Source organism: Pantoea sp. 1.19 (assembly GCF_001922585.1).
Taxonomy (GTDB): Bacteria; Pseudomonadota; Gammaproteobacteria; order Enterobacterales; family Enterobacteriaceae; genus 1-19.
Genome location: NZ_MRBS01000002.1, coordinates 506,630 through 532,027, shown reverse-complemented (window position 1 = coordinate 532,027; position 25,398 = coordinate 506,630). Strand labels below are relative to the sequence as shown.

At 61.6% G+C, this 25,398-nt stretch carries 28 protein-coding genes; 18 read left to right on the top strand and 10 right to left on the bottom strand.

Translation table 11 applies throughout. The features are described from left to right. Position 1 precedes the first annotated feature (1 nt). The gene (gene smpB / locus BS626_RS06395) at positions 2-484 is read right to left on the bottom strand and encodes an SsrA-binding protein SmpB (RefSeq protein ID WP_075181551.1); all 483 of its coding nucleotides are present in this window, start codon (positions 482-484) and stop codon (positions 2-4) included. A gap of 172 nt (positions 485-656) precedes the next feature. On the opposite strand from smpB, the gene BS626_RS06390 reads away from it, so the two are divergent. Continuing rightward, positions 657-1,091, top strand: a complete 435-nt coding sequence (locus tag BS626_RS06390) for a type II toxin-antitoxin system RatA family toxin (protein ID WP_075181550.1) — start codon at positions 657-659, stop codon at positions 1,089-1,091. After that, positions 1,084-1,371: an RnfH family protein gene (locus BS626_RS06385; protein ID WP_075181549.1), complete on the top strand. Its 288-nt coding sequence runs from the start codon at positions 1,084-1,086 to the stop codon at positions 1,369-1,371. The genes BS626_RS06390 and BS626_RS06385 overlap by 8 nt, the downstream gene beginning before the upstream one ends. A gap of 66 nt (positions 1,372-1,437) precedes the next feature. On the opposite strand, the gene bamE is transcribed toward BS626_RS06385, so the two are convergent. The 3 genes from bamE to nadK all read right to left on the bottom strand — a co-directional run bounded on the left by bamE (position 1,438) and on the right by nadK (position 4,657). Further along, positions 1,438-1,785 carry an outer membrane protein assembly factor BamE gene (gene bamE / locus BS626_RS06380; protein ID WP_075181548.1) on the bottom strand — a complete coding sequence of 116 codons (348 nt, stop codon included), beginning with the start codon at positions 1,783-1,785 and terminating at the stop codon, positions 1,438-1,440. Positions 1,786-2,031: 246 nt separating this feature from the next. Then, a complete protein-coding gene (recN, locus tag BS626_RS06375; RefSeq protein WP_075181547.1) occupies positions 2,032-3,693 on the bottom strand; it encodes a DNA repair protein RecN in 1,662 nt (553 codons plus the stop codon). Positions 3,694-3,778: 85 nt separating this feature from the next. Then, entirely contained in the window at positions 3,779-4,657 is an 879-nt protein-coding gene (gene nadK / locus BS626_RS06370) for an NAD(+) kinase (RefSeq protein WP_075181546.1), read from the bottom strand. Between the two features lie 121 nt (positions 4,658-4,778). Between nadK and grpE the strand changes: the two genes are divergently transcribed. Further along, positions 4,779-5,363: a nucleotide exchange factor GrpE gene (gene grpE / locus BS626_RS06365; RefSeq protein ID WP_075181545.1), complete on the top strand. Its 585-nt coding sequence runs from the start codon at positions 4,779-4,781 to the stop codon at positions 5,361-5,363. Positions 5,364-5,410: 47 nt separating this feature from the next. Here the strand turns inward: grpE and ung are convergent, their stop codons facing one another. Beyond that, a complete protein-coding gene (gene ung, locus BS626_RS06360; RefSeq protein ID WP_075181544.1) occupies positions 5,411-6,091 on the bottom strand; it encodes a uracil-DNA glycosylase in 681 nt (226 codons plus the stop codon). A gap of 172 nt (positions 6,092-6,263) precedes the next feature. Here ung and grcA point away from each other — a divergent pair, with 172 nt between their 5' ends. Beyond that, positions 6,264-6,647, top strand: coding sequence for an autonomous glycyl radical cofactor GrcA (grcA, locus tag BS626_RS06355; protein WP_075181543.1), 384 nt, complete (start codon positions 6,264-6,266; stop codon positions 6,645-6,647). A 221-nt stretch (positions 6,648-6,868) separates the two neighbouring features. Here the strand turns inward: grcA and srmB are convergent, their stop codons facing one another. After that, complete coding sequence (gene srmB, locus BS626_RS06350; protein WP_075181542.1) at positions 6,869-8,200, bottom strand: ATP-dependent RNA helicase SrmB; 1,332 nt, start codon at positions 8,198-8,200, stop codon at positions 6,869-6,871. 231 nt (positions 8,201-8,431) lie between these two features. Here srmB and BS626_RS06345 point away from each other — a divergent pair, with 231 nt between their 5' ends. Continuing rightward, the gene (locus BS626_RS06345; protein WP_139308777.1) at positions 8,432-9,172 is read left to right on the top strand and encodes a methyltransferase; all 741 of its coding nucleotides are present in this window, start codon (positions 8,432-8,434) and stop codon (positions 9,170-9,172) included. On the opposite strand, the gene nadB is transcribed toward BS626_RS06345, so the two are convergent. Beyond that, complete coding sequence (nadB, locus tag BS626_RS06340) at positions 9,165-10,787, bottom strand: L-aspartate oxidase (protein WP_075181540.1); 1,623 nt, start codon at positions 10,785-10,787, stop codon at positions 9,165-9,167. The two genes, BS626_RS06345 and nadB, sit on opposite strands and share 8 nt — an antisense overlap. 459 nt (positions 10,788-11,246) lie before the next feature. Between nadB and rpoE the strand changes: the two genes are divergently transcribed. The 11 genes from rpoE (at position 11,247) to acpS (ending at position 20,531) form a co-directional block, all read left to right on the top strand. After that, the gene (gene rpoE / locus BS626_RS06335; protein ID WP_075181539.1) at positions 11,247-11,822 is read left to right on the top strand and encodes an RNA polymerase sigma factor RpoE; all 576 of its coding nucleotides are present in this window, start codon (positions 11,247-11,249) and stop codon (positions 11,820-11,822) included. Between the two features lie 30 nt (positions 11,823-11,852). Next, entirely contained in the window at positions 11,853-12,503 is a 651-nt protein-coding gene (gene rseA / locus BS626_RS06330) for an anti-sigma-E factor RseA (protein WP_075181538.1), read from the top strand. Then, positions 12,503-13,456: a sigma-E factor regulatory protein RseB gene (rseB, locus tag BS626_RS06325; RefSeq protein WP_075181537.1), complete on the top strand. Its 954-nt coding sequence runs from the start codon at positions 12,503-12,505 to the stop codon at positions 13,454-13,456. Before rseA ends, rseB begins: the two co-directional genes overlap by 1 nt. After that, positions 13,453-13,914 carry a SoxR-reducing system protein RseC gene (rseC, locus tag BS626_RS06320; protein ID WP_075181536.1) on the top strand — a complete coding sequence of 154 codons (462 nt, stop codon included), beginning with the start codon at positions 13,453-13,455 and terminating at the stop codon, positions 13,912-13,914. The genes rseB and rseC overlap by 4 nt, the downstream gene beginning before the upstream one ends. A 205-nt stretch (positions 13,915-14,119) precedes the next feature. Next, complete coding sequence (gene lepA, locus BS626_RS06315; RefSeq protein ID WP_075181535.1) at positions 14,120-15,919, top strand: translation elongation factor 4; 1,800 nt, start codon at positions 14,120-14,122, stop codon at positions 15,917-15,919. A gap of 14 nt (positions 15,920-15,933) precedes the next feature. Then, on the top strand, positions 15,934-16,908 hold the full coding sequence (gene lepB / locus BS626_RS06310; RefSeq protein ID WP_075181534.1) for a signal peptidase I: 975 nt from the start codon (positions 15,934-15,936) through the stop codon (positions 16,906-16,908). A gap of 124 nt (positions 16,909-17,032) precedes the next feature. Continuing rightward, complete coding sequence (gene rnc / locus BS626_RS06305) at positions 17,033-17,713, top strand: ribonuclease III (RefSeq protein ID WP_075181533.1); 681 nt, start codon at positions 17,033-17,035, stop codon at positions 17,711-17,713. Then, on the top strand, positions 17,710-18,621 hold the full coding sequence (gene era, locus BS626_RS06300) for a GTPase Era (RefSeq protein ID WP_075181532.1): 912 nt from the start codon (positions 17,710-17,712) through the stop codon (positions 18,619-18,621). The genes rnc and era overlap by 4 nt, the downstream gene beginning before the upstream one ends. 11 nt (positions 18,622-18,632) lie before the next feature. After that, positions 18,633-19,355 (top strand): DNA repair protein RecO, encoded by a 723-nt coding sequence (recO, locus tag BS626_RS06295; protein WP_075181531.1) that lies wholly within the window; start codon positions 18,633-18,635, stop codon positions 19,353-19,355. 64 nt (positions 19,356-19,419) lie between these two features. After that, on the top strand, positions 19,420-20,151 hold the full coding sequence (pdxJ, locus tag BS626_RS06290; protein WP_075181530.1) for a pyridoxine 5'-phosphate synthase: 732 nt from the start codon (positions 19,420-19,422) through the stop codon (positions 20,149-20,151). Beyond that, entirely contained in the window at positions 20,151-20,531 is a 381-nt protein-coding gene (gene acpS, locus BS626_RS06285) for a holo-ACP synthase (RefSeq protein WP_075181529.1), read from the top strand. Before pdxJ ends, acpS begins: the two co-directional genes overlap by 1 nt. A gap of 3 nt (positions 20,532-20,534) precedes the next feature. Here acpS and BS626_RS06280 read toward each other — a convergent pair whose 3' ends face one another. The 3 genes from BS626_RS06280 to BS626_RS06270 form a co-directional block, all read right to left on the bottom strand. Further along, positions 20,535-20,789: a YfhL family 4Fe-4S dicluster ferredoxin gene (locus BS626_RS06280; protein WP_075181528.1), complete on the bottom strand. Its 255-nt coding sequence runs from the start codon at positions 20,787-20,789 to the stop codon at positions 20,535-20,537. 50 nt (positions 20,790-20,839) lie between these two features. Beyond that, positions 20,840-22,006 (bottom strand): glycosyltransferase family 4 protein, encoded by a 1,167-nt coding sequence (locus BS626_RS06275; RefSeq protein WP_075181527.1) that lies wholly within the window; start codon positions 22,004-22,006, stop codon positions 20,840-20,842. A gap of 117 nt (positions 22,007-22,123) precedes the next feature. Next, positions 22,124-22,969, bottom strand: a complete 846-nt coding sequence (locus BS626_RS06270; RefSeq protein WP_075181526.1) for a MurR/RpiR family transcriptional regulator — start codon at positions 22,967-22,969, stop codon at positions 22,124-22,126. Positions 22,970-23,120: 151 nt separating this feature from the next. Between BS626_RS06270 and murQ the strand changes: the two genes are divergently transcribed. After that, positions 23,121-24,014 (top strand): N-acetylmuramic acid 6-phosphate etherase, encoded by an 894-nt coding sequence (murQ, locus tag BS626_RS06265; RefSeq protein WP_075181525.1) that lies wholly within the window; start codon positions 23,121-23,123, stop codon positions 24,012-24,014. Between the two features lie 3 nt (positions 24,015-24,017). Further along, positions 24,018-25,379, top strand: a complete 1,362-nt coding sequence (locus tag BS626_RS06260) for a PTS transporter subunit EIIC (protein ID WP_075181524.1) — start codon at positions 24,018-24,020, stop codon at positions 25,377-25,379. Positions 25,380-25,398 lie beyond the last annotated feature (19 nt).

The window sequence follows — 25,398 nt, the reverse complement described above, 5'->3', positions numbered from 1 at the left end:
CTTAGCGATTAGCGTGTTTCATGATCCGCGCTTTGTCGAGCTTCCACTCGCGATCTTTGATGTCGTCGCGCTTGTCGTGCTCTTTTTTACCCTTCGCCACGCCGATTTTCAGCTTGGCCCAGGCGTTTTTCCAGTACAGCGACAGCGCGACCACGGTATAGCCTTCGCGGTTAACGCGGCCGTACAGCGAGTCGAGCTCGCGCTGCTTGAGCAGCAGCTTGCGGTTGCGGGTGGGATCGCAGACCACGTGGGTCGAGGCCCCCAACAGTGGCTGAATGGTGGCGCCAAACAGGTAAGCTTCACCGTCGCGCAGCAGGATATAGCTGTCGCTGATGTTGGCCTTGCCTGCGCGCATGGATTTGACTTCCCACCCCTGCAGTGACAGCCCGGCCTCGAACTCTTCCTCAATGAAGTATTCGTGACGGGCACGTTTGTTTTGCGCAATGGTCGCGGAACCGGGTTTATGTGCTTTTTTCTTTGTCATAGTGCGGCTTAGTATACGTGATGCAAAAAATAAACGCATCCCTCACCGCGGACGGGGAGGGCCGTGATCCGGGCGGATGGGCGCGCGGCGCAGGCAGTGTAGCACGGCAGGAATTTTTGTTTAGCGGGGTGAAATGCTATTATTTGTCGTCTCGTGATTAACAGGAAACGCTATGTCTCAGATTAGCCGTTCGGCACTGGTTCCCTACAGCGCCGAGCAGATGTACCGGTTAGTAAATGACGTGGATGCTTATCCGGAGTTTTTACCGGGCTGTACCGGCAGCCGGGTGCTGGATGCCAGCGACCAGCAGATGACCGCCTCGGTAGACGTGTCGAAAGCCGGCATCAGCAAAACTTTCGTCACCCGCAATACTCTCACCAGTAACCAGAGCATCCACATGCAGCTGGTGGATGGGCCGTTCCGCTCGCTGCACGGCGGCTGGACGTTTACCTCCCTGGGTGATGACGCCTGTAAGGTGGAGCTGAACCTTGAGTTTGAGTTTACCAATAAGCTGATTGAGATGGCGTTTGGCCGGGTGTTTAAAGAGCTGGCCAGCAGTATGGTGCAGGCGTTTACTCAGCGGGCGAAAGAGGTTTACCGTGCCTGAGATCCGCGTGGAGGTAGCCTATGCGCTGCCGGAAAAGCAGTATTTGCAGACGGTGACCCTGGCGGCGGGCAGCAGCGTGGAGCAGGCGATTGCCGCTTCCGGGATCCTGCAGCTGCGTCCGGAGATCGATCTGACGCAGAATAAAGTCGGTATTTTTAGCCGACCGGTTAAGCTGGGCGACGACGTGCATGATGGCGACCGGGTGGAGATTTACCGTCCGCTGATTGCCGACCCAAAAGAGCTGCGCCGTCTGCGCGCCGAGCGCGCGGCAAAAAAATAGTGCCCGCGCCGCGCGTAGAAAAAAGCCCGTCAGCGACGGGCTTTTTTTATCGGCGGCGAAAAGCCATCAGCTGTCGTTGCTGCTCAGCGCCGGCTTATTGTCGATGTTGGTCAGCACGCCGCTGCCGTCAAAGGTCAGGGTCAGGGTCTGCTGTTTCACTTTTTCATGGCCCGGCTGCTCGCGGAAAACGTAATACCAGACGTTGCTGCCGAACGGATCGCGCATCATCGGCGTGCCCAGCGTGTAGGCCACCTGCTGTTGCGTCATGCCGGTGTGAATTTTGGCCACGTCATTGGCCACCAGGTAGTTACCCTGATTGATATCCGGACGATACACCACGCGCTCCAGGGTGGAACACCCGGCGGTTAACATCAGGGCAGCCACGGCGGCGGCGGTCAGCGTTTTACAGCGCATATTCAGTACATTCCTTTCTTAGGGGCATCAGCGCCTGTTACTTCAGGCCGTCGTAGCCGGTCATTCAGTCGGCAGATCACTCGGCGTAGCTGCCGATAATAATAAACCTTACGCCAGTTGGAAACCTCTGGAAAACATCGATATGACCGCGCGGCGCTAAAAAAGTGCGCCGAGGGCCGGAGAAAAGGGGGCAGTTGCGGGAAAAATCACCAGTGACGACGCGCACCGCTGCCGGTGCGCGCCGTCTCAGGCGGCCAGCAGCTCGCGGGCGTTGGCCAGGGTGTTGCGGGTGACTTCGCTGCCGCCGAGCAGGCGCGCCAGCTCCTGCAGGCGGGCGCGCTTGTCCAGCGGCTGCATGTGAGTCTCGGTCATGGCGCCGTCGGTCTCTTTGCTGACCACAAAGTGATGATGGCCACAGCCGGCCACCTGCGGCAGGTGAGTCACACACATCACCTGCGTGGAGTCTCCCAGCTGGCGCAGCATCTTGCCGACCACCGCGGCGGTGGGGCCGCTGATGCCGACGTCCACTTCATCAAAGATCAGCGCCGGGGTATCCATTTTCTGCGCGGTAATCACCTGAATGGCCAGCGCAATGCGCGACAGCTCGCCGCCGGAGGCGACTTTGCCCAGCCCCTGCAGCGGCTGCCCGGGGTTGGTGGTCACGCGAAACTCAATGCGGTCACCGCCGTCGGCGCTGAGCTGGTCGCCGTTAAAGGTGACCACAATGGCGAGCTCGCCGTGCGGCATCGCCAGGCTGCGCATACTGTCGGTGATCCGCTGCGACAGCTCGGCGGCAAAGTGGCTGCGGCGCGCGTGCAGCTGGCCGGCGGTGTCCAGCGCGATCTGATGATGCCGGGCCACCGCCGCCGACAGATCGGCCTGATCGCTCTCCTGCTGCGACAGCTGCGCCTGTTCGGCCAGCAGCTGCTGGTGGAACGCCGGCAGCGCCTCCGGGGCGACGTGGTGCTTACGCGCCAGCTGGATCTGTCGGGCGATGCGCTGCTCCAGCTCATACAGGCGGTTGGGATCGAGATCGAGACGGTCGCAGTAGTGGCGCAGCTCATCGCTGGCCTCACTCAGTTGGATCGCCGCTTCTTCCAGCATGCTGAGCACGCCGCCGAGGCTGGCATCAAGGCTGGTCAGTTCGCCAATCATCTGGCGGGCGTGATACAGCTGGCTCTGCAGGCTTTGCTCTTCGCCGTCCGCCAGCAGCGTCAACGCCTGCTGGCTGGTGCTCAGCAGCTGGCCGCTGTTGGCCAGTCGCTTGTACTCTTCATCGATGGTTTCAAATTCGCCGGCCAGCGGGGCAAAGTCGTTCAGCTCTTTAAGCTGGTAGGCCAGCAGCTCGCGGCGCGCTTCGCGCTCCTGGGCCAGCTGCTGGTGCTGGGCCAGCGCGCGGCAGCTCTCGTGCCACTGCTGATAGTGCTGACGCATGCGGGCGGTCAGCGCGGTTTCGTGGGCGTAGGCGTCCAGCAGGTGCTTCTGGTGATCGGGTTTGAGCAGCAGCTGATGCGCATGCTGGCCGTGGATTTGGATCAGGTGCTGGCCGACATCGCGCAGCTGCGACAGCGGGACGGCGGTGCCGTTGATGTAGCCGCGCGAACGGCCGTCGCTGCTGATGACCCGGCGCAGCAGGCACTCCTGACCGTCGTCCAGGTGCTGCTCCTCCAGCCACTGCCGGGCACTCGGGGTGTCTTTCAGGGAGAAGCGGGCGCAGATATCGGCGCGCGACGCGCCGGCGCGCACCATGTCCGCCTCGGCGCGGCCGCCCAGGCACAGGCCCAGCGCATCAATGGCGATCGACTTACCGGCACCGGTCTCGCCGGTGATGGCGGTCATGCCGCGGTGAAAATCGATCTCGAGTTCACGCACGATAGCAAAATTACTGATAGTCAGTTGCGCCAGCATAGTCTGTTTCCTGTATAAAAACACACCCGTGTATTTATGCACAGTATATACTGGTTTTATAAACAGTAAAGTGGCGCCGGTAAAATCAGAACAATTTTTTTGACCAGCCCAACTTTGAACTTAGCGTATTGAAATAGTTGTAGTTTTTTGGGTGGATCAGCGTCAGGCGGTGTGGGCTGCGCCGTACCAGGACCTCTTCGCCTTCCTGAATCGGCAGGGCAATCTGGCTGTCACAGCTGATCTCCAGATCGCTGCGCAGGCCGGAAAAACGCAGCCGCAGCGTGCTGCTGCTGTTGATCACCAGCGGCCGCGCCGACAGGGTGTGCGGGAACATGGGCACCACGGCGATGGCGTCCAGTGACGGCGTCAGAATCGGCCCGCCGGCGGAGAGCGAATAGGCAGTGGATCCGGTCGGGGTAGAGATGATCAGGCCGTCAGAGCGCTGCGAAAAGGCAAACACGTCATCGATGTAGACTTCAAACTCAATCATGTGCGCGACTTTGCCCGGGTGCAGTACCACCTCGTTAATGGCGGTGCCGATGCGCGGGTCCTGCGGGTGCCGGCAGACGCTGGCCTCCAGCAGAAAGCGGCTCTCGGTCAGGTATTCGCCTTCCAGCACATCCGCCAGTTGCTGCTGGGCGTTTTCCGGATCGAGATCGGTAAGGAAACCGAGATTACCGCGGTTGACGCCGATCACGTTGATATCGTGGCGGGCCAGCACCCGCGCGGCGCCGAGCATATTGCCGTCGCCGCCGACCACCACGGCCAGGTCGGCCTGTTGACCGATTTCCGCCAGCGTGGCGGTGCGCACATCGTCCCGTCCCAGTTCACGAGCGATCTGCTGCTCGAGGATCACGTCGTAGCCTTTGCTGACCAGCCAGCGCCACAGCAGTTCGTGAGTGGCGAGGGCGGTGGGATGGCGCGGATGACCCACAATCGCTATGCAGTTGAAATGGCGGTTCATAGTGGTGATGTCAACTCCTGAATCGCTGGCGCGACATTGTGACGGGTTCCCTTGAAACCCGGAATTCAATCCCCATAATAATCCAACTGGCGAGATGAATGTGTAAAACGCGGAGATTTTCATGAGCAGTAAAGAACAGCAGACCCCAAACGAGCACGTGACCGACGACATGGAGCAGCAGGCGCAGGACGCCGAGGCCACCGAACAGGCGGCCGGCGAGAGCGATCCGCGCGATCAGCGCATCGCCGAACTGGAAGCCGAGCTCAGCGTGGCCAATAACGGCGTGCGCGATGCGCAGCTGCGTGCCCAGGCAGAAATCGAAAACATCCGTCGCCGCAGCGAACTGGACGTCGAGAAAGCGCACAAGTTTGCGCTGGAGAAGTTCGCCAACGAATTGCTGCCGGTGATCGACAGCCTCGAGCGGGCGATGGAAGTGGCTGACAAAGAGAACACGACCCTGAAGCCGATGCTGGAAGGGATCGAGCTGACCCTGAAATCGCTGCTGGATGCCGTGCGCAAGTTTGGTGTCGAAGTAGTTGGCGATACGCACGTGCCGTTCAATCCGGATCTGCACCAGGCGATGTCGATGATGGAGTCTGATGAGGTGGCGCCTAACCACGTGCTGATGGTGATGCAGCGCGGCTATACCCTGAACGGTCGCCTGCTGCGCCCGGCGATGGTGGCGGTGTCGAAGGCCAAAGGCTGACGTACCGTTGCCGGCGGGCCATCACGGTGGCCCGCCGGCACTGCGCCTCAGGTCGGCAGCACCGGCTGCCAGTCGATAGGCGTCAGCCCCTGCTGCACCAGCAGCGCGTTGGCCTGCGAGAAGTGACGGCAGCCAAAAAAGCCGCGGTGCGCCGACAGCGGTGACGGATGCGGCGCCTGCAGGACGTGGTGCCGCTTGCGATCGATAATCGCCCCTTTACGCTGCGCATGGGCGCCCCAGAGTAAAAATACCACCCCTTCACGCTGCGCATTTATGGCGGCAATCACCCGATCGGTAAAGGTTTCCCACCCCAGCCTGGCGTGCGAATGCGCCTGACCGCGCTCCACCGTTAATACCGTGTTCAGCAGCATCACGCCCTGGCGTGCCCAGCTCTCCAGGCAGCCGTGAGCCGGGCGCTGAAATCCGGGAATATCCTGCTCCAGCTCTTTGTACATATTCAGCAGCGACGGCGGCGTGGCGACCCCCGGCAGTACCGAAAACGCCAGCCCGTGGGCCTGATCCGGCCCGTGATAGGGATCCTGCCCGAGGATCACCACCTTGATATCCGCCAGTTCGGTCAGCCGGAAGGCGTTAAAGACCGCTGCGGCCGGCGGATAGACGGTTTTTCCCGCCTCGCGCTCGCGCGCCACCGCCTGTAGGGTATCGATAAAATAGGGTTGGGTTTTTTCCTCTGCCAGCACGTCGTGCCAGGTGATTGCGCTGCCCATGAACGCCTCCTGATGAATGTCCGTGCCGCTAGCTTAGCGTGGAAGCGCTGGCGGATCACCTCCGCGGTGCTTTATTGACCTACATCAACGCCCCCGTGGGCCAGTCGGCGTATACCTGTAGGCGATCCTTTTTCTTCACCTGCGGGTGACATCCGCCTGGGAGGCGATATTCATGATGACCGGCATTCAAATTACGCAAGCCAGCAACCGTGCGCTGAACAACTCGTTTTGGCTCCTGGATGACGAACGCGGCGAGGCGCGCTGCCTGTGCGCCTGCGCTGGCTATGCGGACGATCAGATAGTACCGCTGCGCGAGCTGGGGGACTTTCGCTTTCGCGATGTTCCTGTCGAATCAGTCCCGCAGGTGCGGGTCGAGGGCGGCCAGCACCTTAACGTTAACGTGCTGACGCGCGAAACGCTGGAGGACGCGGTGGCGCACCCGGATCGCTATCCGCAGCTGACCATTCGCGTGTCCGGCTATGCGGTACGTTTCAATGCGCTGACCCCGGAACAGCAGCGCGATGTCATTACCCGCACGTTTACCGACAGCCTGTAATCTTCGCGACAGTTTGCACGGGTGCTGAAAAGTTACCCGTGCCGTCTGATATTATTTTAAGTATGAATTCAATAAATTAGCGGTATAAACCGAGAGGCGCCGCGCGGCTAAGCGCGATTTTTGGCACGCCTGCGCGCGCCGCGGCGTGAAACGGCCGCATTACGGCCTGTCAGGCGAAAAAAAACCGCCGAAGGTCGGCGGTTTGATGGTTGGCGGTGCAATTATTCAGCAGCGTCGGTTTTGCCGATTGCCGCCGCGGCGGGCGTGCGTCGCTTCCCAATATTCTTGGTGTCGCGATGGCGTTTTTTCACCCGCGGCTTCTCCGCGTCTTTCTCTTTCTTCTCTTTACGCTTCGCCTGCACTTTTTTCGACGGTTTACCCTTCAGCTTACCGCTTGGTGCGCGCGTGGCCGGACGCAGCTCGTCGACGGTGCGGACTTTCAGCGGCTCGTTGACGTAGCGGCCCACTTTTTCCAGCAGCAGATGGTCGTGCGCTTCAACCAGCGAGATGGCGATGCCCTTTTTACCGGCGCGCCCGGTACGACCGATGCGGTGCAGATAGGTGTCGGCGGTGCGCGGCATATCAAAGTTGAAGACGTGGCTGACATCGTCAATGTCGATGCCGCGGGCGGCCACGTCGGTGGCCACCAGTACGTTACAGCGGCCGTCAACCAGACGCTTCAGCGCTTCGTTACGCTTCGCCTGCACCATCTCCCCTTCCAGGTAGCTGTTGCTGATGCCCGCTTCGCGCAGCCAGCCGCACAGCTCATGCACCCGCTCGCGTTTGCGTACAAACACCACCGCGCGGGTCACTTCCGGCTGCTTTAGCAGGTGCACCAGCAGCGCCGTTTTGTGCTTCACATCGTCGGCGCGATAGTACCACTGCAGGATTTTTTTGCGTTCGCGGCGGCTGGGATCGGCTTCAATCTCGATCGGATCGTTTAGCAGACGCTCGGCGAAGTTTTTAATCGCTTCGCCCTCCAGCGTGGCGGAGTAGAGCAGCGTCTGCTTGCGCCAGCGGGTTTCGGCAGCGATAGTTTCGATATCCTGCGCAAAGCCCATGTCCAGCATGCGGTCGGCTTCATCCAGAATCAGGGTTTCGACCGCCCGGCAGTCAAAGTTCTCTTCTTTAATGTATTGCAGCAGCCGCCCGGTGGTGGCCACGACAATATCCTGATTGTCGCTGAACACTTCCGCGTGGTTCATGTAAGCAACGCCGCCGGTGATGGTGGCAACGTCGAGGTGCGTATGTTTTGCCAGCTCGCGCGCCTGATCCGCCACCTGCATCGCCAGCTCGCGCGTCGGGGTCAGGATCAGAATGCGCGGCGGGCCGGATTTTTTACGCGGGAAGTCGATCAGGTGCTGCAGCGCGGGCAACAGGTAAGCCGCCGTTTTTCCGGTGCCGGTGGGGGCGGAGCCCAGTACATCACGTCCCTCCAGCGCGGGCGGAATGGCCGCAGCCTGGATGGCGGTTGGGCGTGAGAAGCCCTTATCCTGCAGGGCATTGAGCAGGCTCTCATCGAGTTCGAGTTCGGAAAACGTGGTTACAGTCATGGTCTACCTCAGATTGGGGCGCCGATTATAGACAGATTGCCGATAATCTTCACCTGTTTGTCGCAGAAAGCGCGTGAAGCGCCGGCGGCGGGTGGGGGGATCATACCCTGCTTTTTCACTGCGCGTCACCGGTCAGCGCTCTTTTATCCGCCGCCGCCGTCGCGCCATCTTCATCCGCACCGTGATTCCGGCTACACTGGCGCGACATGTGGACGGGAAGATGCGGCAATGATGAAGGATGCGCGGCGTACGGCGCTGCAACGCAACGGTTTTACGTTTAAACAATTTTTTATCGCCCACGATCGCTGCGCGATGAAGGTGGGCACCGATGCCATTTTGCTCGGGGCCTGGACGCCGGTGGCCGGCGCGACCCGCGTGCTGGATATCGGCAGCGGCAGCGGCATTCTCGCGCTGATGCTGGCGCAGCGCACGGCCGATCACGTGCAGATCGATGCCGTGGAGCGCGACGCCGCGGCCGCGGCGCAGGCGGCGGATAACGCGGCGGCGTCGCCCTGGGCGGCGCGGGTGCGGGTGCGTCAGGCCAGCATTCAGGAGGTGGCCCGCGACAGCACCGTCCGCTATGACCTGATCGTCAGCAATCCGCCGTGGTTCGCCCCCGGTGTTGCCTGCGCCACGGCGGCGCGCGACAGCGCCCGCGCGACCGGTGATCTGGACCATCCGACTCTGCTGGCGTGCGCTGAGGCGCTGATTGGCGAGGCGGGGGCGCTGTGCGTGGTGCTGCCGGAAAGCGAGGGGACGCAGTTTATCGCCGAGGCAGAGGCGCGCGGCTGGTACCTGCGCGATCGGATGGACGTGGCCGATAACGCGATGCGCCTGCCGCACCGCGTCCTGCTGATGCTGTCGCCCACGCCGGGTGAAGCGCTGTCCGGGCGAATGGTGATTCGCGGCGATGACCAGCGCTACTCCGAGGCGTTTTGCAGCCTGACCCGCGACTTTTACCTGTTTATGTAACGGGCAGCGCGCCCGGCCGCAGAATGGTCGGACGCGCCGCCGCCAGCGTCTGCGGGTAGTCCAGCGTAAAGTGCAGGCCGCGGCTCTCTTTACGCGCCATGGCGCAGCGCACCATCAGCTCCGCGACCTGCACCAGGTTGCGCAGCTCCAGCAGATGATTCGACAGGCGAAATTGGGCGTAGTACTCATCGATCTCCTGCTGCAGCAGGGTGATGCGCCGCAGCGCCCGCTCCAGCCGCCGGGTAGTGCGCACGATCCCCATATAATCCCACATCAGCAGCCGCAGCTCATGCCAGTTATGCTGAATAACCACCCGCTCGTCTGCGTTATCGACCCGACTGTCGTCCCACGCCGGTACCGCGTCGACCAGCGTCCGTCCGGCGTGGGTCTGCAGGATCGATTCCGCCGCTGACCAGCCATACACCACGCACTCAAGCAGTGAATTCGACGCCAGCCGGTTGGCGCCGTGCAGCCCGGTATAGCTCACCTCACCGATGGCGTACAGCCCGCTGATATCGGTTTCGCCGCGCTGATTGACCATCACGCCGCCGCAGGTGTAGTGGGCCGCCGGGACGACTGGAATCGGCTGGCGGGTGAGATCAAATCCCCACCCCGCCAGCTTCTGGCAGAGGGTGGGAAAATGCTGGCGGATAAACGCCGCCGGCCGGTGGCTGATATCGAGCCACATGCAGTCGGCCCCCAGCCGCTTCATTTCATGGTCGATGGCGCGGGCGACAATATCCCGCGGTGCCAGCTCGCCGCGCGGGTCAATCTCCGGCATAAAGCGCGTGCCGTCGGGGCGCAGCAGGTGCGCCCCTTCGCCGCGCAGGGCTTCGGTCAGCAAAAAATTGCGCGCGTCGGGATGATACAGGCAGGTAGGGTGAAACTGATTGAACTCAAGATTGGCGACGCGACAGCCGGCGCGCCACGCCATCGCAATGCCGTCGCCGGAGGCCACGTCGGGATTGGTGGAGTATTGATAAACCCTGGCCGCGCCGCCGGTGGCCAGCACCACGCTGCGCGCGCGGCAGCGCTCCACCTGCTCCCGATCGCGGTGCCAGATCCACGCGCCCACCACCCGCCGCTCACCGGGCAGGCCAAGCTTGTCGGACAGCATCAGGTCCACCGCGTTGCAGCGCTCCAGAATGCGAATGTTGGCATGGCGATGCGCCTGACCGACCAGCGTGGTCTCGACCGCGCGGCCGGTAGCATCGGCGCTGTGCAGAATACGCCGGTGGCTGTGGCCGCCTTCGCGGGTCAGATGATAGCGCCCCGGATCCTGAGGCTCCGGCGCGGTATCAAAGCGTACGCCGCTGTCGATCAGCCACTGCACGCAGTGGCGGGCGTTTTGGGCAATAAACGCCACCGCGTCGCGATCGCAGAGTCCGGCGCCGGCGACCAGCGTGTCTTCAATGTGCGACTCGATGCTGTCGGTTTCGTCAAAGACGGCGGCGATTCCCCCCTGGGCGTAGAGGGTGGCACCTTCACTCACCGGCCCTTTACTCAGCACCAGCACCTGCTGCTGCTGTTCGGCCAGGCGCAGCGCCAGCGAGAGCCCGGCGGCGCCGCTGCCAATAATCAGTACATCACAGACGTATTCAGAGGGTGTGGTCATTTGTTTAATTTACTAAACAGGTTATTCCCTGAGCATACCGGTTTTCCCGCCGTTGCCAAGCGCTTTTAGCGCCGTGGCGTGCGTCAGGGGGGCCCGTCTTCGGCTGCGCCCGACGCGCGCGGACGCACGCCGCCGGTGGCGATGGGTTTACGATGAATAACAAATGACTGGCGGCCGGATTTAAAGATGAAAAAGCCCTGCTCATGCGTTACTCTGCCAGCGTCCTGATGCGCCGGGCTGGCTGCTGACGTAGGGAAGGGGGATTTTATGGCGCTTGTCGTCCAAACTGATAAAAACGCGTGGCGAGAAGCACATGAAAATACTGAAAAAGCATCATTTCACACGGGCGGGAACTTCCGCGGTGTCGCACACTCTAACGCAGTGCTTGCTCGTTAAACCGTTGTCTGACGGTGTGCAACACCCGCATGTGGAATTGGATTGGGGGAGATATTACCTCGGATGAGCGAGCAAATAACGGATCAGGTCCTCGTAGAACGGGTACAAAAAGGCGATCAAAAAGCCTTTAACCTGCTGGTCGTGCGCTACCAGCACAAGGTGGCGAGTCTGGTCTCCCGCTATGTCCCTTCGGGAGACGTACCGGACGTGGTGCAGGAGTCCTTCATTAAGGCCTACCGGGCACTGGAGTCGTTCCGCGGTGACAGCGCGTTTTACACCTGGCTGTATCGTATTGCGGTGAATACCGCTAAAAATTATCTGGTGGCGCAGGGACGTCGGCCGCCCTCCAGCGACGTGGATGCTAACGACGCGGAAAACTTTGAAAGTGCGGGCGCACTGAAAGAAATTTCGAACCCTGAGAACTTGATGTTGTCAGAAGAGTTGAAACAGATAGTTTTTCGTACCATTGAATCGCTCCCGGAAGATTTACGTATGGCAATTACCCTGCGGGAGTTGGATGGTTTAAGCTATGAAGAGATAGCCGCCATCATGGATTGCCCGGTCGGTACGGTGCGTTCCCGTATTTTTCGGGCGCGCGAGGCTATCGATAATAAAGTTCAACCGCTCATCCAACGTTAGTGATAGCGGGCACAGGAAGGGTACTGAGGCATGCAGAAAGAACAACTTTCCGCTTTAATGGACGGTGAATCCCTGGACAATGCGCTGCTGGCCGATCTGAGCCAGGACGCGACATTGCAACGCAGTTGGGAAAGTTATCACCTCATTCGCGATACGCTGCGTGGCGATCTCGGTCCGGTGATACACGTGGATATTGCTTCGCGGGTCGCCGCTGCCATTGAGCGCGAGCCAACACCGTCCGTGACGCCGCTGATGGCGGAATCGCAGCCCGCGCCGTCGCGCCGGCAGCAGATGCCGTTCTGGCAAAAAGTGCGGCCGTGGGCGGCGCAAATGACGCAGGTCGGCGTTGCCGCCTGCGTCTCCCTGGCGGTGATCGTCGGCGTGCAGCAGTATAATGCCAGCGGTGCTGAAGCGGGGACGCAGCAGAGCGAAATGCCGGTGCTGAATACGCTGCCGATTAACGGCAAAGCGTCACCGGTCAGCCTCGGCGTACCGGCCGAATCCTGGAATAATGCGCCTCAGCAGGTTCAGGAACAGCGTCGCCGCGTGAACGCGATGCTGCAGGACTATGAGCTGCAGCGCCGGCTGCACGCCGACCAGCTGCAGCTTAATAATGCCCCTGCGCAGCAGGCGGCCGTTCAGGTGCCGGGCACCCAGTCACTGGGCGCGCAGCAGCCGTAATGAAATCACCCTGGTATGCCGTCAGCCTGCTGGCTGGCGGCCTGTTTTTTGCCTCTACCGCCCCGGCGCAAACTGCTTCCGGGGCGCTGCTGCAGCAGATGGAACAGGCCAGCCAGTCCCTCAATTATGAACTCGCCTATATCAACGTCAGCCGCCTCGGCATCGAATCGCTGCGCTACCGCCACGCGGTAATCGACAATACCGTGTATGCCCAGCTGCTGCAGATGGACGGCCCGCGTCGCGAAGTGCTGCAGCGCGGCGATGACATCAGCTATTTTGAGCCGGGCCTGGAGCCCTTCACCCTCAACGGTGGTCACATTGTCGATTCGCTGCCGTCGCTGGTGTATGCCGATTTTCAGCGCCTGTCGGCCAGCTATGACTTCGTACCGGTTGGCCGCACCCGGGTTGCCGATCAGCTGTGCGAAGTGATTCGCATTGTCGCGCGCGACGGCACCCGCTACAGCTACGTCGTCTGGCTCGACAGCGAAACGCGCCTGCCACTGCGGGTCGACCTGCTGGACCGCGACGGTGAGACGCTGGAGCAGTACCGCGTCGTCAGTTTTGCCGTTGACGAAGGGGTGCGCAACCTGCTGGAGGGATTACGCAAGGCAAAACTGCCGCCGTCGCTGTCGGTGCCGGCCAGCAAGCCGGTGAACTTTAGCTGGAAAGCCGGCTGGCTACCCGCCGGCATGAGCGAAGTGTCGCAAAGCCGCCGCACGATCCCGTCGCTGGATAAGCCGGTGGAATCGCGTCTGTTTTCCGATGGTCTGTTTAGCGTATCAATCAACATCAGCGCTGCCGACCGCAACAGCCGGACGCAGGTGTTGCGTACCGGACGCCGCACGGTGCAAACTGTGGTACGCAATAATGTCGAAATTACCGTGGTCGGCGAAGTGCCGCCGGTGACCGCCCGGCGCATTGCCGATGCGGTGAATCTGGGAGCATCCCGATGATCAAAGAATGGGCGACGGTCGTGGCGTGGCACAATGGCGTCGCGACCGTGCACGCCGAGAGTAAAACCTCCTGCAACAGCTGCTCGGCAAAGGGCGGCTGCGGCAGCGCGATGCTGAATAAGCTTGGCCCCAAAAATGCCCACGTGATGACCCTGCGCAGCGAACAGCCGCTGCAGCCGGGCCAGCGGGTTGAGTTGGGGATCCGCGAGAGCAGCCTGCTGGGATCAGCGATGCTGGTCTATCTGGCGCCGCTGGTAGGCCTGTTTCTGGTGGCCGGCCTGTTTCAGGCGCTGTTTCATTCCGATCTGGCGGCGGCCACGGGCGCGCTGCTCGGCGGCGTGGCCGGATTTATTCTCGCCCGCGGCGTCGCCGGTCATTTTGGTCAGCGCCTCGCGCCCGTTATCCTCAGCGTCACCCTGCCGCCTGACGCGCTGCGCGTCGATCTCTCCGATCGCTAAATCCGCTGTCGCCTGCCGCGGCGCGCGGCAATCGCCCGCTTTGCTGGCGCGCTAAATTGTTGCCCGCAACGCCCGCGAATTGTTTCGTGACGGGCGCTAACAGTGTAAACTGCGTGCTCATTAACGGGGGGGAGGGCGTCAACTCAACTGCATGCCGATCACCCTGCCAATTAACCCGAATCTACATGCGAAATTATTCATATAAATGAAACACATACGCAACTTCTCCATCATCGCTCACATTGACCACGGCAAATCGACCCTGTCGGATCGCCTGATTCAGATTTGCGGCGGATTAACCGATCGCGAGATGGCCGCGCAGGTGCTGGACTCCATGGATTTGGAGCGCGAGCGCGGTATTACCATCAAAGCGCAGAGCGTAACGCTCGATTACACCTCACCGGCCGGTGAAACTTACCAGCTCAATTTTATCGATACCCCGGGACACGTGGACTTCTCCTACGAGGTGTCCCGTTCGCTAGCGGCCTGCGAAGGGGCGCTGCTGGTGGTGGATGCCGGCCAGGGGGTTGAAGCGCAAACGCTGGCCAACTGCTACACCGCGATGGAAATGGATCTGGAAGTGGTACCGGTGCTGAATAAGATCGATTTGCCTGCGGCCGACCCGGATCGCGTGGCCGAAGAGATTGAAGACATTGTCGGCATTGACGCCGCCGATGCGGTGCGCTGCTCGGCCAAAACCGGCATCGGCGTCCCCGATGTGCTGGAGCGCCTGGTGCGCGACATCCCGCCGCCGGAGGGCGATCCCGAGGCGCCGCTGCAGGCGCTGATTATCGACTCCTGGTTCGATAACTACCTGGGCGTGGTGTCACTGATTCGAATTAAAAACGGCACGCTGCGCAAGGGCGATAAAGTCAAGGTGATGAGCACCGGCCAGGTGTACAACGCCGATCGCCTTGGCATCTTTACGCCGAAGCGCGTGGACCGCACCGAGCTGCACTGCGGCGAAGTGGGCTGGCTGGTGTGCGCCATCAAAGATATTCTCGGTGCCCCGGTGGGCGATACCCTGACGCTGGCGCGTCAGCCGGCCGAGAAGGCGCTGCCCGGCTTCAAAAAGGTCAAGCCGCAGGTGTATGCCGGCCTGTTCCCGGTCAGCTCCGATGACTATGAAGCGTTCCGCGATGCGCTGGGTAAACTCAGCCTGAACGACGCCTCCCTGTTCTACGAGCCGGAGAGCTCTACCGCGCTGGGCTTTGGCTTCCGCTGCGGCTTTCTCGGTCTGCTGCACATGGAGATTATTCAGGAGCGCCTGGAGCGCGAATACGATCTCGATCTGATCACCACCGCGCCGACGGTGGTCTATGAAGTGCAAACCACCGACGGCAGCGTGGTCTACGTTGACAGCCCGTCCAAGCTGCCGGCGCTGAATAACATTGAAGAGCTGCGTGAGCCGATTGCCGAGTGTCATATGCTGCTGCCGCAGGAGTTTCTCGGCAACGTGATCACCCTGTGCATCGAGAAGCGCGGCGTGCAGACCAACATGGTGTACCACGGTAACCAGGTGGCGCTGACCTATGACATTCCAATGGCCGAAGTGGTGCTCGACTTCTTCGACCGCCTGAAGTCCACCTCGCGCGGCTACGCCTCGCTGGATTACAACTTCAAACGCTTCCAGGCGTCGGACATGGTGCGCGTGGACGTGCTGATCAACAGCGAGCGCGTTGATGCGCTGGCGCTGATCACTCACCGCGACAATTCGCAGTACCGCGGCCGTGAGCTGGTGGAGAAGATGAAAGATCTGATCCCTCGTCAGCAGTTTGATATCGCCATTCAGGCGGCGATTGGCAACCATATCATTGCGCGTTCCACCGTGAAGCAGCTGCGTAAAAACGTCCTGGCGAAGTGCTACGGCGGTGACGTCAGCCGTAAGAAAAAGCTGCTGCAGAAGCAGAAAGACGGGAAGAAGCGCATGAAGCAGGTTGGCAACGTAGAGCTGCCGCAGGAAGCCTTCCTGGCCATTCTGCACGTGGGTAAAGAGAGCAAATAAATTAAGGACAGAGAATGGCTAACACGTTTGCGCTGATCCTCGCGCTGGCTACGCTGGTAACCGGGATTATCTGGTGTATTGATAAGTTGAAATGGGCGCCGGCGCGCCGGGCGAAACTGGCCGAGGTTAAGGCACAAACCGGTGATGCCATTGATGAAGCGACCCTCGCGAAAGTGGCCAAACAGCCGGGCTGGGCGGAGACGGCGGTCTCGGTCTTCCCGGTGCTGGCGCTGGTGTTTGTGGTGCGCTCGTTTATCTACGAGCCGTTTCAGATTCCCTCCGGCTCAATGATGCCGACGCTGCTGATTGGCGATTTTATTCTGGTGGAGAAATTTGCCTACGGCATTAAAGATCCGATAACCCAGACCACGCTGATTGAAACCGGCCATCCAAAGCGCGGCGACGTGGCGGTATTTAAATACCCGAAAGATCCCAGCCTCGACTACATCAAGCGGGTGATTGGGCTGCCGGGCGACCGGGTGACTTACGATCCGCTGCGTAAAGAGCTGACCATTAATCCGGGCTGCGGTGAGGCCTCACGCTGCGATACCGCGCTGCCGGTGACCTACTCTAACGTGAAAGCCAGTGATTTTGTGCAAACCTTCGCCGGTTTTGACGGTAACGAAGCGGGTAATGGTTTCTTCCAGGTGCCGCCGGGTGACACCCTGCGCGGTGGGCTGCGTCTCGCCGAGCGCAGCGAAACGCTGGGCGACGTTACCCACCGTATTCTACTGGTACCGGAAGCCAGCAGCCAGGTCGGCAGCTACTTTCGCCAGCCCGGCCAGCCCGTTGCCAGCTGGGTGGTACCGCAGGGGCACTATTTCATGATGGGCGATAACCGCGATAACAGCGCGGACAGCCGCTACTGGGGCTTTGTGCCGGAGAAAAATCTGGTGGGCAAAGCCACCGCAATCTGGATGAGCTTCGAGAAGCAGGAAGGCGAATGGCCGACGGGCGTGCGCCTGAGCCGCATCGGCGGCATTCACTAAGAGCGGCCCCTCACCGGGGCCAGGTCAGTGGCTTACCTGGGTAAGCCACTGCAAACGAAACGGAACGTGTTGAACTCAGCCCCGTTTCGTCTGCAGAATCACAACGCATGAAGACTGGTAACGCATGAACCCCATCGTAATTAATCGGCTGCAGCGCAAGCTGGGCTACACTTTTACTCATCAGGAGTTACTGCAGCAGGCGCTGACTCACCGCAGCGCCAGCAGCAAGCACAATGAGCGACTGGAATTTCTGGGTGATTCCATTCTCAGTTACGTGATTGCTAATGCGCTGTACCACCGTTTCCCCCGCGTTGATGAAGGGGATATGAGCCGCATGCGCGCCACGCTGGTGCGCGGCAATACGCTGGCGGAAATGGCGCGGGAGTTTGAGCTGGGTGAGTGCCTGCGCCTCGGCCCAGGCGAGCTGAAAAGCGGCGGCTACCGCCGCGAGTCGATTCTTGCCGATACGGTTGAAGCGTTAATCGGCGGCATCTTCCTCGACAGCGACATCCAAAACGTTGAGGCCCTGATCCTGAGCTGGTACCACACCCGCCTCGAACAGATTAGCCCCGGCGATAAGCAAAAAGATCCCAAAACGCGTCTGCAGGAGTATCTGCAGGGTCGCCACCTGCCGCTGCCCGGTTATCTGGTGGTGCAGGTACGGGGCGAAGCGCATGACCAGGAATTTACCATTCACTGTCAGGTGAGCGGCATGGCCGATCCGGTGGTCGGCACCGGCTCCAGCCGCCGCAAAGCTGAACAGGCAGCCGCCGAACAGGCGCTGATAAAGTTAGGACTCGAATGAGCGACATGACCTCCACCCACTCGGGCTTTATTGCCATTGTTGGGCGCCCGAACGTGGGCAAATCGACGTTACTGAACCAGCTACTGGGTCAGAAGGTCTCTATTACCTCGCGTAAACCGCAAACCACCCGTCACCGCATCATGGGCATCCATACCGAGGACGGTTACCAGGCGATTTACGTCGACACCCCCGGCCTGCACATGGAAGAGAAGCGGGCGATTAACCGCCTGATGAACCGCGCGGCCAGCAGTTCGATCGGTGACGTTGAGCTGATCATTTTCGTGGTGGAAGGCACCCGCTGGACGCCGGATGACGAAATGGTCCTGAACAAGCTGAAAGACGGTGATACCCCGGTGATTCTGGCGATCAATAAGATCGATAATATCCCCGACAAGTCGGTGCTGCTGCCGCACATTCAGCAGCTCAGCCAGAAGATGACGTTCATGGACGTGGTGCCTGTCTCGGCGGAACACGGCAATAACGTGGATGCGATTGCGGCGATCGTGCGTAAGCATCTGCCGGAGTCTGAGCACCATTTCCCGGAAGATTACATCACCGACCGTTCACAGCGCTTCATGGCCTCCGAGATCATTCGCGAAAAGCTGATGCGCTTTCTCGGCGCGGAGCTGCCTTACTCGGTGACCGTTGAGATTGAGCAGTTTCTCACTAACGAGCGCGGCGGCTATGACATCAGCGGTCTGATCCTCGTTGAGCGCGAAGGGCAGAAGAAGATGGTTATCGGCAATAAGGGCGCCAAAATCAAAACCATCGGCATCGAGGCGCGCAAAGACATGGAAGAGATGTTCGAGAGCAAGGTGCATCTCGAGCTGTGGGTGAAAGTCAAATCGGGCTGGGCGGACGACGAGCGCGCGCTGCGCAGCCTGGGCTACACCGACGATCTGAAATAAGCAGGCCGGCGATGGAGGGCTGGCAGCGCGCATTTGTCCTGCACGGGCGCCCCTGGAGCGAAACCAGCCTGCTGCTCGATCTGTTTACCGAAAGTGAAGGACGGATGCGGGTGCTGGCGAAAGGCGCCCGCAGCCGCCGATCGCCGCTCAAGGGGGCGCTGCAGCCCTTTACGCCGCTTCTGGTGCGCTGGAGCGGCCGCGGGGCGGTAAAAACCCTGCGTAATGCTGAACCGGTCTCGCTGGCGCTGCCGCTCAGCGGCACTGCGCTCTACTGCGGACTCTATCTGAACGAGTTACTCGCGCGCGTGCTGGAGCAGGAGATTGCCTTTCCGGCGCTGTTCTTTGATTACCTGCACGGCATCCAGTCGCTGGCCGCGGCGGATGGCTCACCCGAGCCGGCCCTGCGCCGCTTTGAGCTGGCCCTGCTGGGCCACCTCGGATACGGCGTTGACTTCCTGCACTGCGCCGGCAGCGGCGAACCGGTCAGCGATGAGATGACCTACAGCTATCGCGAAGAGCGTGGCTTCATCGCCAGCCTGGTGCAGGGGCAGCGCACCTTCACCGGGCGACAGCTGCGCGCGCTGGCTGAGCGTCAGTTTCCCGACGCCGATGCGCTGAGAGCGGCAAAACGCTTTACGCGCATGGCGCTTAAACCCTATCTTGGTGGTAAGCCGCTGAAGAGCCAGGAGCTGTTCCGCCAGTTCGTGCCGAAAACACCGCCGCCGTCGGCCTGAGGGCCGCCGCGCTGGCGTCACGGCGGCGCATCATTGCACCATTTGCTTAACGTTGAGGAGTGTCATGGCTGAATTGCTGCTGGGGGTCAATATCGACCACATTGCGACCGTGCGCAACGCGCGCGGAACCGACTATCCCGATCCGGTACAGGCGGCGTTTGTTGCTGAACAGGCGGGGGCGGACGGAATTACCGTACACCTGCGTGAGGATCGTCGCCACATTACCGACCGCGACGTGCGCATCCTGCGCGACACCATTCAGACCCGCATGAACCTGGAGATGGCGGTCACCGATGAGATGCTGGCCATCGCCTGCGAGATCAGACCGCACTTCTGCTGTCTGGTGCCGGAGAAGCGCGAAGAGGTGACCACCGAAGGCGGTCTGGACGTTGCCGGACAGCTCGACAAGATGCACGCCGCGGTGCGCCAGCTGAGCGAGGCCCATATTCTGGTCTCGCTGTTTATCGATCCCGATGAGCGGCAAATCGACGCCGCGGTGGCGGTAGGCGCCCCGTTTATTGAGATCCACACCGGCGCCTACGCCGAGGCGGCCGAGGGAGAAGCGCGCGATGACGCGCTGGCGCGCATTGCCCAGGCGGCGCGCTATGCGGCCGGGAAGGGGCTGAAGGTCAATGCCGGCCATGGCCTGACCTACCATAACGTACAGCCGATTGCTCGCCTGCCGGAGATGCACGAGCTGAATATCGGCCACGCGATTGTAGGCCGGGCGCTGTTCAGCGGGCTGGCCGATGCGGTGCGCGAGATGAAGGCACAGATGCAGGCCGCGCGTCGCTGATGGCGATCCTGGGTCTGGGCACCGACATTGTGGAGATCGGGCGCATCGAAGGGGTGATCGCCCGCTCCGGCGATCGGCTGGCGCGTCGGGTGCTGAGCGACAGCGAGTGGCAGCAGTATCAGGCGCATCCGCAGCCGGTGCGCTTTCTGGCCAAGCGCTTTGCGGTGAAAGAGGCGGCGGCCAAAGCCTTCGGCACCGGCATCCGCGGCGGGCTGGCATTTAACCAGTTTGAGATCTTTAACGACGCGCTGGGCAAGCCGGGGCTGCGCTTCCGGGAGCGCGCCGCCGCGGTGGCGGCGCAGCTGGGGGTGAAGCACGTGCACGTGACGCTGGCGGACGAGCGGCACTACGCCTGCGCCACGGTGATCATCGAAAGCTGAGCCTCAGGCCCCGTGCTGCAGGATGACAAACTTCTCCCACAGCGTCTCGCGGGATTCGCGGCGTGCCGGATCGATAATGACGGTGTTATCGATCGGGCACACCTGCTGACAGGTAGGGGCCGCGTAGTGGCCGATGCACTCGGTGCAGCGGTCCGGATCAATGCGATAGTGGGTTGCCCCCATGGCAATTGCCTGATTGGGGCATTCCGGTTCGCACATATCGCAATTAATGCAGCGTGATGTGATCAGTAAAGCCATAGTGAATGTCCGTGAAAGCAACGCCGTCGCGGCGGGCGACGGCAACAGGGTCAGGCGCGCCGTTGGCGCGTTGCATCGGGCAGTGCGCTGCGCAGAATGCGGTGGCTGTTAGCGATAAAGTCGGCGTTGTTATGGACCGCTTTCACCCAGGCTACCCCCTCGGCGGCCAGCCGCTGGCGGCGCGGCTCATCCTCAATCAACTGGCGAATGGCCTCGACAAACCGCGGTACCGCGTCGAATCCGTTGCCCTGCACCTCCCCGACGTGGATCCCGAAGCGCGAGGTGAGCTCATCCGGATTGCGGTTGCTGACCAGCAGGGTCCCCCAGGAGAGCGCCTCCAGAAACGACACCGGCAGCGCCTCATGAATGGAGCTGTTAACCAGCACTTTTGCATCGCGCAGGTAGCGATTTTTCGCTTCCCCCTCGACGTGACCGGTAAAATGCAGGTTTGGCAAATGCGCATACTCCGCGCTTAACTGGTGATTTTTATCGTCGGCGCGAAACACTTTTCCCAACACGTAAAACTCATACTCCGGCATCGCCTTCGCAATTTCGCAGAAGATCCAGCCGCGCTTCACCGAGGCGATGCGGCCTAAGAAGACCACCGCGTTTTTTTTCGGCCAGCGGGCGACGTCAAATTGTTCATCAATGTCGATCGGATTGGGCAGATAAGCGATCTCGGTATCCGGCCGCAGCCGGTAGAGATCGATCGCTTTAGCATTCAGGCAGCGCGCCTGAGAGACGAACGTGACCCGTCCCTGCCGATACCACTCATGCACCCAATCGTAAATCTTCTGGTTGTAGTAAGAGGTTTCCGGATGGTGCGTCATGGTAAAGATCTCCGCCCACTCATACTGCGGGCGCGGATCCTGAATCCACAGCACCAGCGGTACGTCGCGGCGCGGCTCATTGCGCAGCACGTGGTCGTGGGTCAGCTCAACGCTGAAGTAAAGATCGTAATGTTGGCGTTTCAGCCAGCGGCGGGCAAAGGCATCGCGGCGCGGCAGTTTATACAGGGTGAGGCCGTCCACCCGATACTCTTCGCTGAAAAAGTGGCTGCGGCCTTTGCCCAGCAGCACTTCAAACTCGAACTCGTCGTTAGGCAAATAGCGACTGATGTAATAGCGGGCCAGGTAGCCGTAGCCGCCGAAGCGGGTATTCACCGCCCCAAAAAACTCATCCACGATCAGCCCCACTTTAATCTTCTTTTTACGCATGGTTGACATCCTGTTCCGGTGATTTTCTGTGGCCATAATTTTGGCACAGGCGGCGGAAGATGACTGCCAAAAAGGGCGATTTTGCCCTCCGCGGCGGCGAACATCAGCCAGTGGCACTCACTGCAGTTTATTGACTAACGCCTCGCTGTGGCGGATGTGATCAGACGCCCGCGCCGGATCCTGCTGCAGCAGCGCCATAAACAGCAGATCGGTCAGGATCAGCTGCGCGGCGGTCGAGGAGATGGCCGCGCTGCGCGTGAGCTGATCTTCCGCCACGGTATACAGGGCGTGGTCGGCAAGCTGCTGCAGGCCGTTAGGGGAAAAACCGGTCAGCGCCAGCACGCTGACACCGACCTGCCGGGCCGCCTGGGCGGCGAGATTGATCTCGCGCCGCTCGCCGCTGTAAGAGAGCGCCAGCAGCACATCGTCGGGCTGCAGCGCCTGTACGCTGGCCAGCAGGGCATGCATATCCTGCTCGGCCACGGCGTTCAAACCGATCTTCATCAGCTTCCAGGCAAAATCCCTCGCCACCAGGCCGGACGCGCCAATCCCTACCAGCAGAATGCGCCGCGCGGCCAACAGCCGCTGCCGGGCCTCGGCCAGCCGGGGCTCGCTGTTAATCTCCAGCGTGGCGCGCATGGCCGCCAGCTTCTCCGCCAGCAGCTTGTCGCCTATCGTCTTCAGCGCATCGTCGCTGCGGATCCGGTTATGCAGCGGGATCGCTTCCGGCAGCGGTATGGCCAGGGCCTCGCTCAGCGCCAGCTTCAGCGCCGGAAAGCCTTTATAGCCGAGCTTCTGCGCAAATTTAACCACACCAGACTGGCTGATGCCCGCCTCGTCGGCCAGCTGCTGCGAGCTAAGATGCCGCGCCCGATCGGGCTGCAACAGCAGGTAATCCGCCAGCCGGCGCTCGTTAGCCGCCAGCCGCGGATAAAGTTGACGAATACGTAGCAGGGCGCTCATGCGGATCTCCGATAGCGAGAAAGAGGCCCAGTGTAGCCTCCCCGCGGCGGCTTGCCATGATCTCAACGCAAGAAACGTGAGGTAAAATAAATTATTTATTCGTGCGTTATGTAATATTTGTGAATTAATTATTCAAATGTGTGGAGGTGATATGAATCTGGGCACCCTGCTGTCGGAAGGCCGCAATCCCGCGACCCGTCAGTTAGATACGCTGTCTACCCTGGAGATGGTGACCCTGCTTAATCAGCAGGATGCCACCGTGGCCGGCGCGGTACAGCAGACCCTGCCGCAGGTGGCGCTGGCGGTGGAGGCCGCCGCCGCGGCGCTCAGCGCCGGCGGGCGACTCATCTATATGGGGGCCGGCACCAGCGGGCGACTGGGGGTACTGGACGCCTCCGAATGTCCGCCCACCTTTGGCGTACCGCACGGCGTGGTGGTCGGCCTGATTGCCGGGGGACCGGGCGCGCTGCTCACCGCGGTCGAAGGGGCGGAGGACGATCCCGCCCTCGGCGAGGCCGATCTGCGCGATCTGGCGCTCAGCGCCCGCGATCTGGTGGTCGGCCTTGCCGCTTCCGGCCGCACGCCTTACGTAATAGGCGGCCTGCGTTACGCGCGGGCCTGCGGCTGCCAGACGGTAGCGATTTCCTGTAATCCGGACGCCCCGATTGCCCGCGAAGCCGGCATCGCCATTTCACCGCTGGTCGGGCCGGAGGCGCTGACCGGCTCCACGCGGCTGAAGTCGGGCACCGCGCAGAAGCTGGTGCTGAATATGATCTCCACCGGGGCGATGGTGAAAATCGGCAAGGTGTTTGAAAACCTGATGGTGGATATGAAGGCCACGAACATCAAGCTGCGGGACCGCGCCGGGCGGATGGTGGTGGAAGCCACTGGCTGCGCCCCGACGGCGGCCAGCGCGGCGCTGGCCGCCTGCGATAACGAAGTGAAAACCGCCATCCTGATGGTGCTGGCGGATCTGGATGCCGATACCGCGCGCGCGCGGCTGGCGCAGCACCGCGGTTTCCTGCGCCAGGCGCTGGAGGGGTAGCCAATGGACAAGACGGCAACCCTGGCGACCGCCCTGCTGGCGGGGGTGGGCGGTCAGGACAATATCCTGCGTCTCGAACACTGCATGACCCGGGTGCGGGTGGTACTGCGGGATGAGTGCCGGCTTGACCTGCCGGCACTGAACGCGCTGGCCGGAGTCAAGGGCTACGTCAAGCAGGGGGACCAGCATCAGTTTATTCTCGGCCCCGGCGCGGCGGCGAAGGTGACCGATGCGATGCAGGCGCGCATCGCGCCGCGCGGCGCCGCGCTGACTCAGGTGGTCAGCGAGCAAAAAGCCGCGGCGAAGGCGCGCTGGCAGGCGCCGCTGAGCGGGGCGCTGCGCCCGCTGGCCAACGTGTTTATTCCCCTGATCCCGGCGTTTATCGCCTCGGGGCTGATAACCGGGATCGTCAATCTGCTGAAGCGGCCGGATATCGCCGGTCCGCTGGCCAGCGAGTATCCCAATCTGATTGGGCTGGTGGCGCTGTTCGGCAGCGCCATTTTTACCATCATGAATATTCTGGTCGGGGTCAATACCGCGCGGGTGTTCGGCGGCTCGACCGCACTGGGGGGCGTGATGGCGGGGATCCTCTCCAGTCCGGCGCTGGCGCAGATTACCCTGTTTGGTGAACCGCTACAGCCGGGGCGCGGCGGGGTGATCGCCGTGCTGCTGGTGGTCGTGCTGATGTGCGCCATTGAGAAGTGGCTGCGCGCGCGGCTGCCGGAGTCGCTGGAGCTGATCCTCAATCCGCTGCTGACCACGCTGATCACCGCCTCGCTGGCCATCGTGCTGCTGCAGCCGATCGGCGGCTGGCTGTCAGAGGCGATCGCCCACGGCGCCACCCTGGCGCTGGATCGCGGCGGCGCCTGGGTTGGGGCGCTACTGGCCGGCACGTTTTTGCCGCTGGTGCTGACCGGGCTGCATCAGGGGCTGGTGCCGATCCATGTGGAGCTGGTGCAGGCCCACGGCCACAATGCGCTGCTGCCGATCCTCGCCATGGCCGGAGTCGGCCAGATTGGCGCCGCGCTGGCGGTGCTGCTGAAAACCCGCAATCCGCGGCTGAAGCGACTGGTGAAGGGCGCGCTGCCGGTGGGGCTGCTGGGCATTGGCGAGCCGCTGATTTTTGGCGTGACGCTACCGCTGGGCCGGCCGTTTATTGCCGCCTGTCTCGGCGGCGCGGTCGGCGGCGCCGTGGTCAGCGTGGCAAAAGTTGCTACGCTGATTACATTCGGCATCTCCGGTCTGCCGTTGGCGTTGACCATCGTCTCCGGTAAAGTGATGCTTTATTTGCTGGGGTGGCTGGTTGCGGTCATCAGCGGCTTCCTGTTTGCCTGGATATTAGGATTTACGGATCCCGAGGAGTGAGGTTTGGCCAGTCGCCGCG

What these genes read in the sequence shown, in the direction of transcription:
- smpB (WP_075181551.1), bottom strand. Translation starts at nt 484, where the DNA reads ATGACAAAGAAAAAAGCACATAAACCCGGTTCCGCGACCATTGCGCAA.
- BS626_RS06390 (WP_075181550.1), top strand. Translation starts at nt 657, where the DNA reads ATGTCTCAGATTAGCCGTTCGGCACTGGTTCCCTACAGCGCCGAGCAG.
- bamE (WP_075181548.1), bottom strand. Translation starts at nt 1,785, where the DNA reads ATGCGCTGTAAAACGCTGACCGCCGCCGCCGTGGCTGCCCTGATGTTA.
- recN (WP_075181547.1), bottom strand. Translation starts at nt 3,693, where the DNA reads ATGCTGGCGCAACTGACTATCAGTAATTTTGCTATCGTGCGTGAACTC.
- nadK (WP_075181546.1), bottom strand. Translation starts at nt 4,657, where the DNA reads ATGAACCGCCATTTCAACTGCATAGCGATTGTGGGTCATCCGCGCCAT.
- grpE (WP_075181545.1), top strand. Translation starts at nt 4,779, where the DNA reads ATGAGCAGTAAAGAACAGCAGACCCCAAACGAGCACGTGACCGACGAC.
- ung (WP_075181544.1), bottom strand. Translation starts at nt 6,091, where the DNA reads ATGGGCAGCGCAATCACCTGGCACGACGTGCTGGCAGAGGAAAAAACC.
- grcA (WP_075181543.1), top strand. Translation starts at nt 6,264, where the DNA reads ATGATGACCGGCATTCAAATTACGCAAGCCAGCAACCGTGCGCTGAAC.
- srmB (WP_075181542.1), bottom strand. Translation starts at nt 8,200, where the DNA reads ATGACTGTAACCACGTTTTCCGAACTCGAACTCGATGAGAGCCTGCTC.
- BS626_RS06345 (WP_139308777.1), top strand. Translation starts at nt 8,432, where the DNA reads ATGAAGGATGCGCGGCGTACGGCGCTGCAACGCAACGGTTTTACGTTT.
- nadB (WP_075181540.1), bottom strand. Translation starts at nt 10,787, where the DNA reads ATGACCACACCCTCTGAATACGTCTGTGATGTACTGATTATTGGCAGC.
- rpoE (WP_075181539.1), top strand. Translation starts at nt 11,247, where the DNA reads ATGAGCGAGCAAATAACGGATCAGGTCCTCGTAGAACGGGTACAAAAA.
- rseA (WP_075181538.1), top strand. Translation starts at nt 11,853, where the DNA reads ATGCAGAAAGAACAACTTTCCGCTTTAATGGACGGTGAATCCCTGGAC.
- rseB (WP_075181537.1), top strand. Translation starts at nt 12,503, where the DNA reads ATGAAATCACCCTGGTATGCCGTCAGCCTGCTGGCTGGCGGCCTGTTT.
- rseC (WP_075181536.1), top strand. Translation starts at nt 13,453, where the DNA reads ATGATCAAAGAATGGGCGACGGTCGTGGCGTGGCACAATGGCGTCGCG.
- lepA (WP_075181535.1), top strand. Translation starts at nt 14,120, where the DNA reads ATGAAACACATACGCAACTTCTCCATCATCGCTCACATTGACCACGGC.
- lepB (WP_075181534.1), top strand. Translation starts at nt 15,934, where the DNA reads ATGGCTAACACGTTTGCGCTGATCCTCGCGCTGGCTACGCTGGTAACC.
- rnc (WP_075181533.1), top strand. Translation starts at nt 17,033, where the DNA reads ATGAACCCCATCGTAATTAATCGGCTGCAGCGCAAGCTGGGCTACACT.
- era (WP_075181532.1), top strand. Translation starts at nt 17,710, where the DNA reads ATGAGCGACATGACCTCCACCCACTCGGGCTTTATTGCCATTGTTGGG.
- recO (WP_075181531.1), top strand. Translation starts at nt 18,633, where the DNA reads ATGGAGGGCTGGCAGCGCGCATTTGTCCTGCACGGGCGCCCCTGGAGC.
- pdxJ (WP_075181530.1), top strand. Translation starts at nt 19,420, where the DNA reads ATGGCTGAATTGCTGCTGGGGGTCAATATCGACCACATTGCGACCGTG.
- acpS (WP_075181529.1), top strand. Translation starts at nt 20,151, where the DNA reads ATGGCGATCCTGGGTCTGGGCACCGACATTGTGGAGATCGGGCGCATC.
- BS626_RS06280 (WP_075181528.1), bottom strand. Translation starts at nt 20,789, where the DNA reads ATGGCTTTACTGATCACATCACGCTGCATTAATTGCGATATGTGCGAA.
- BS626_RS06275 (WP_075181527.1), bottom strand. Translation starts at nt 22,006, where the DNA reads ATGCGTAAAAAGAAGATTAAAGTGGGGCTGATCGTGGATGAGTTTTTT.
- BS626_RS06270 (WP_075181526.1), bottom strand. Translation starts at nt 22,969, where the DNA reads ATGAGCGCCCTGCTACGTATTCGTCAACTTTATCCGCGGCTGGCGGCT.
- murQ (WP_075181525.1), top strand. Translation starts at nt 23,121, where the DNA reads ATGAATCTGGGCACCCTGCTGTCGGAAGGCCGCAATCCCGCGACCCGT.
- BS626_RS06260 (WP_075181524.1), top strand. Translation starts at nt 24,018, where the DNA reads ATGGACAAGACGGCAACCCTGGCGACCGCCCTGCTGGCGGGGGTGGGC.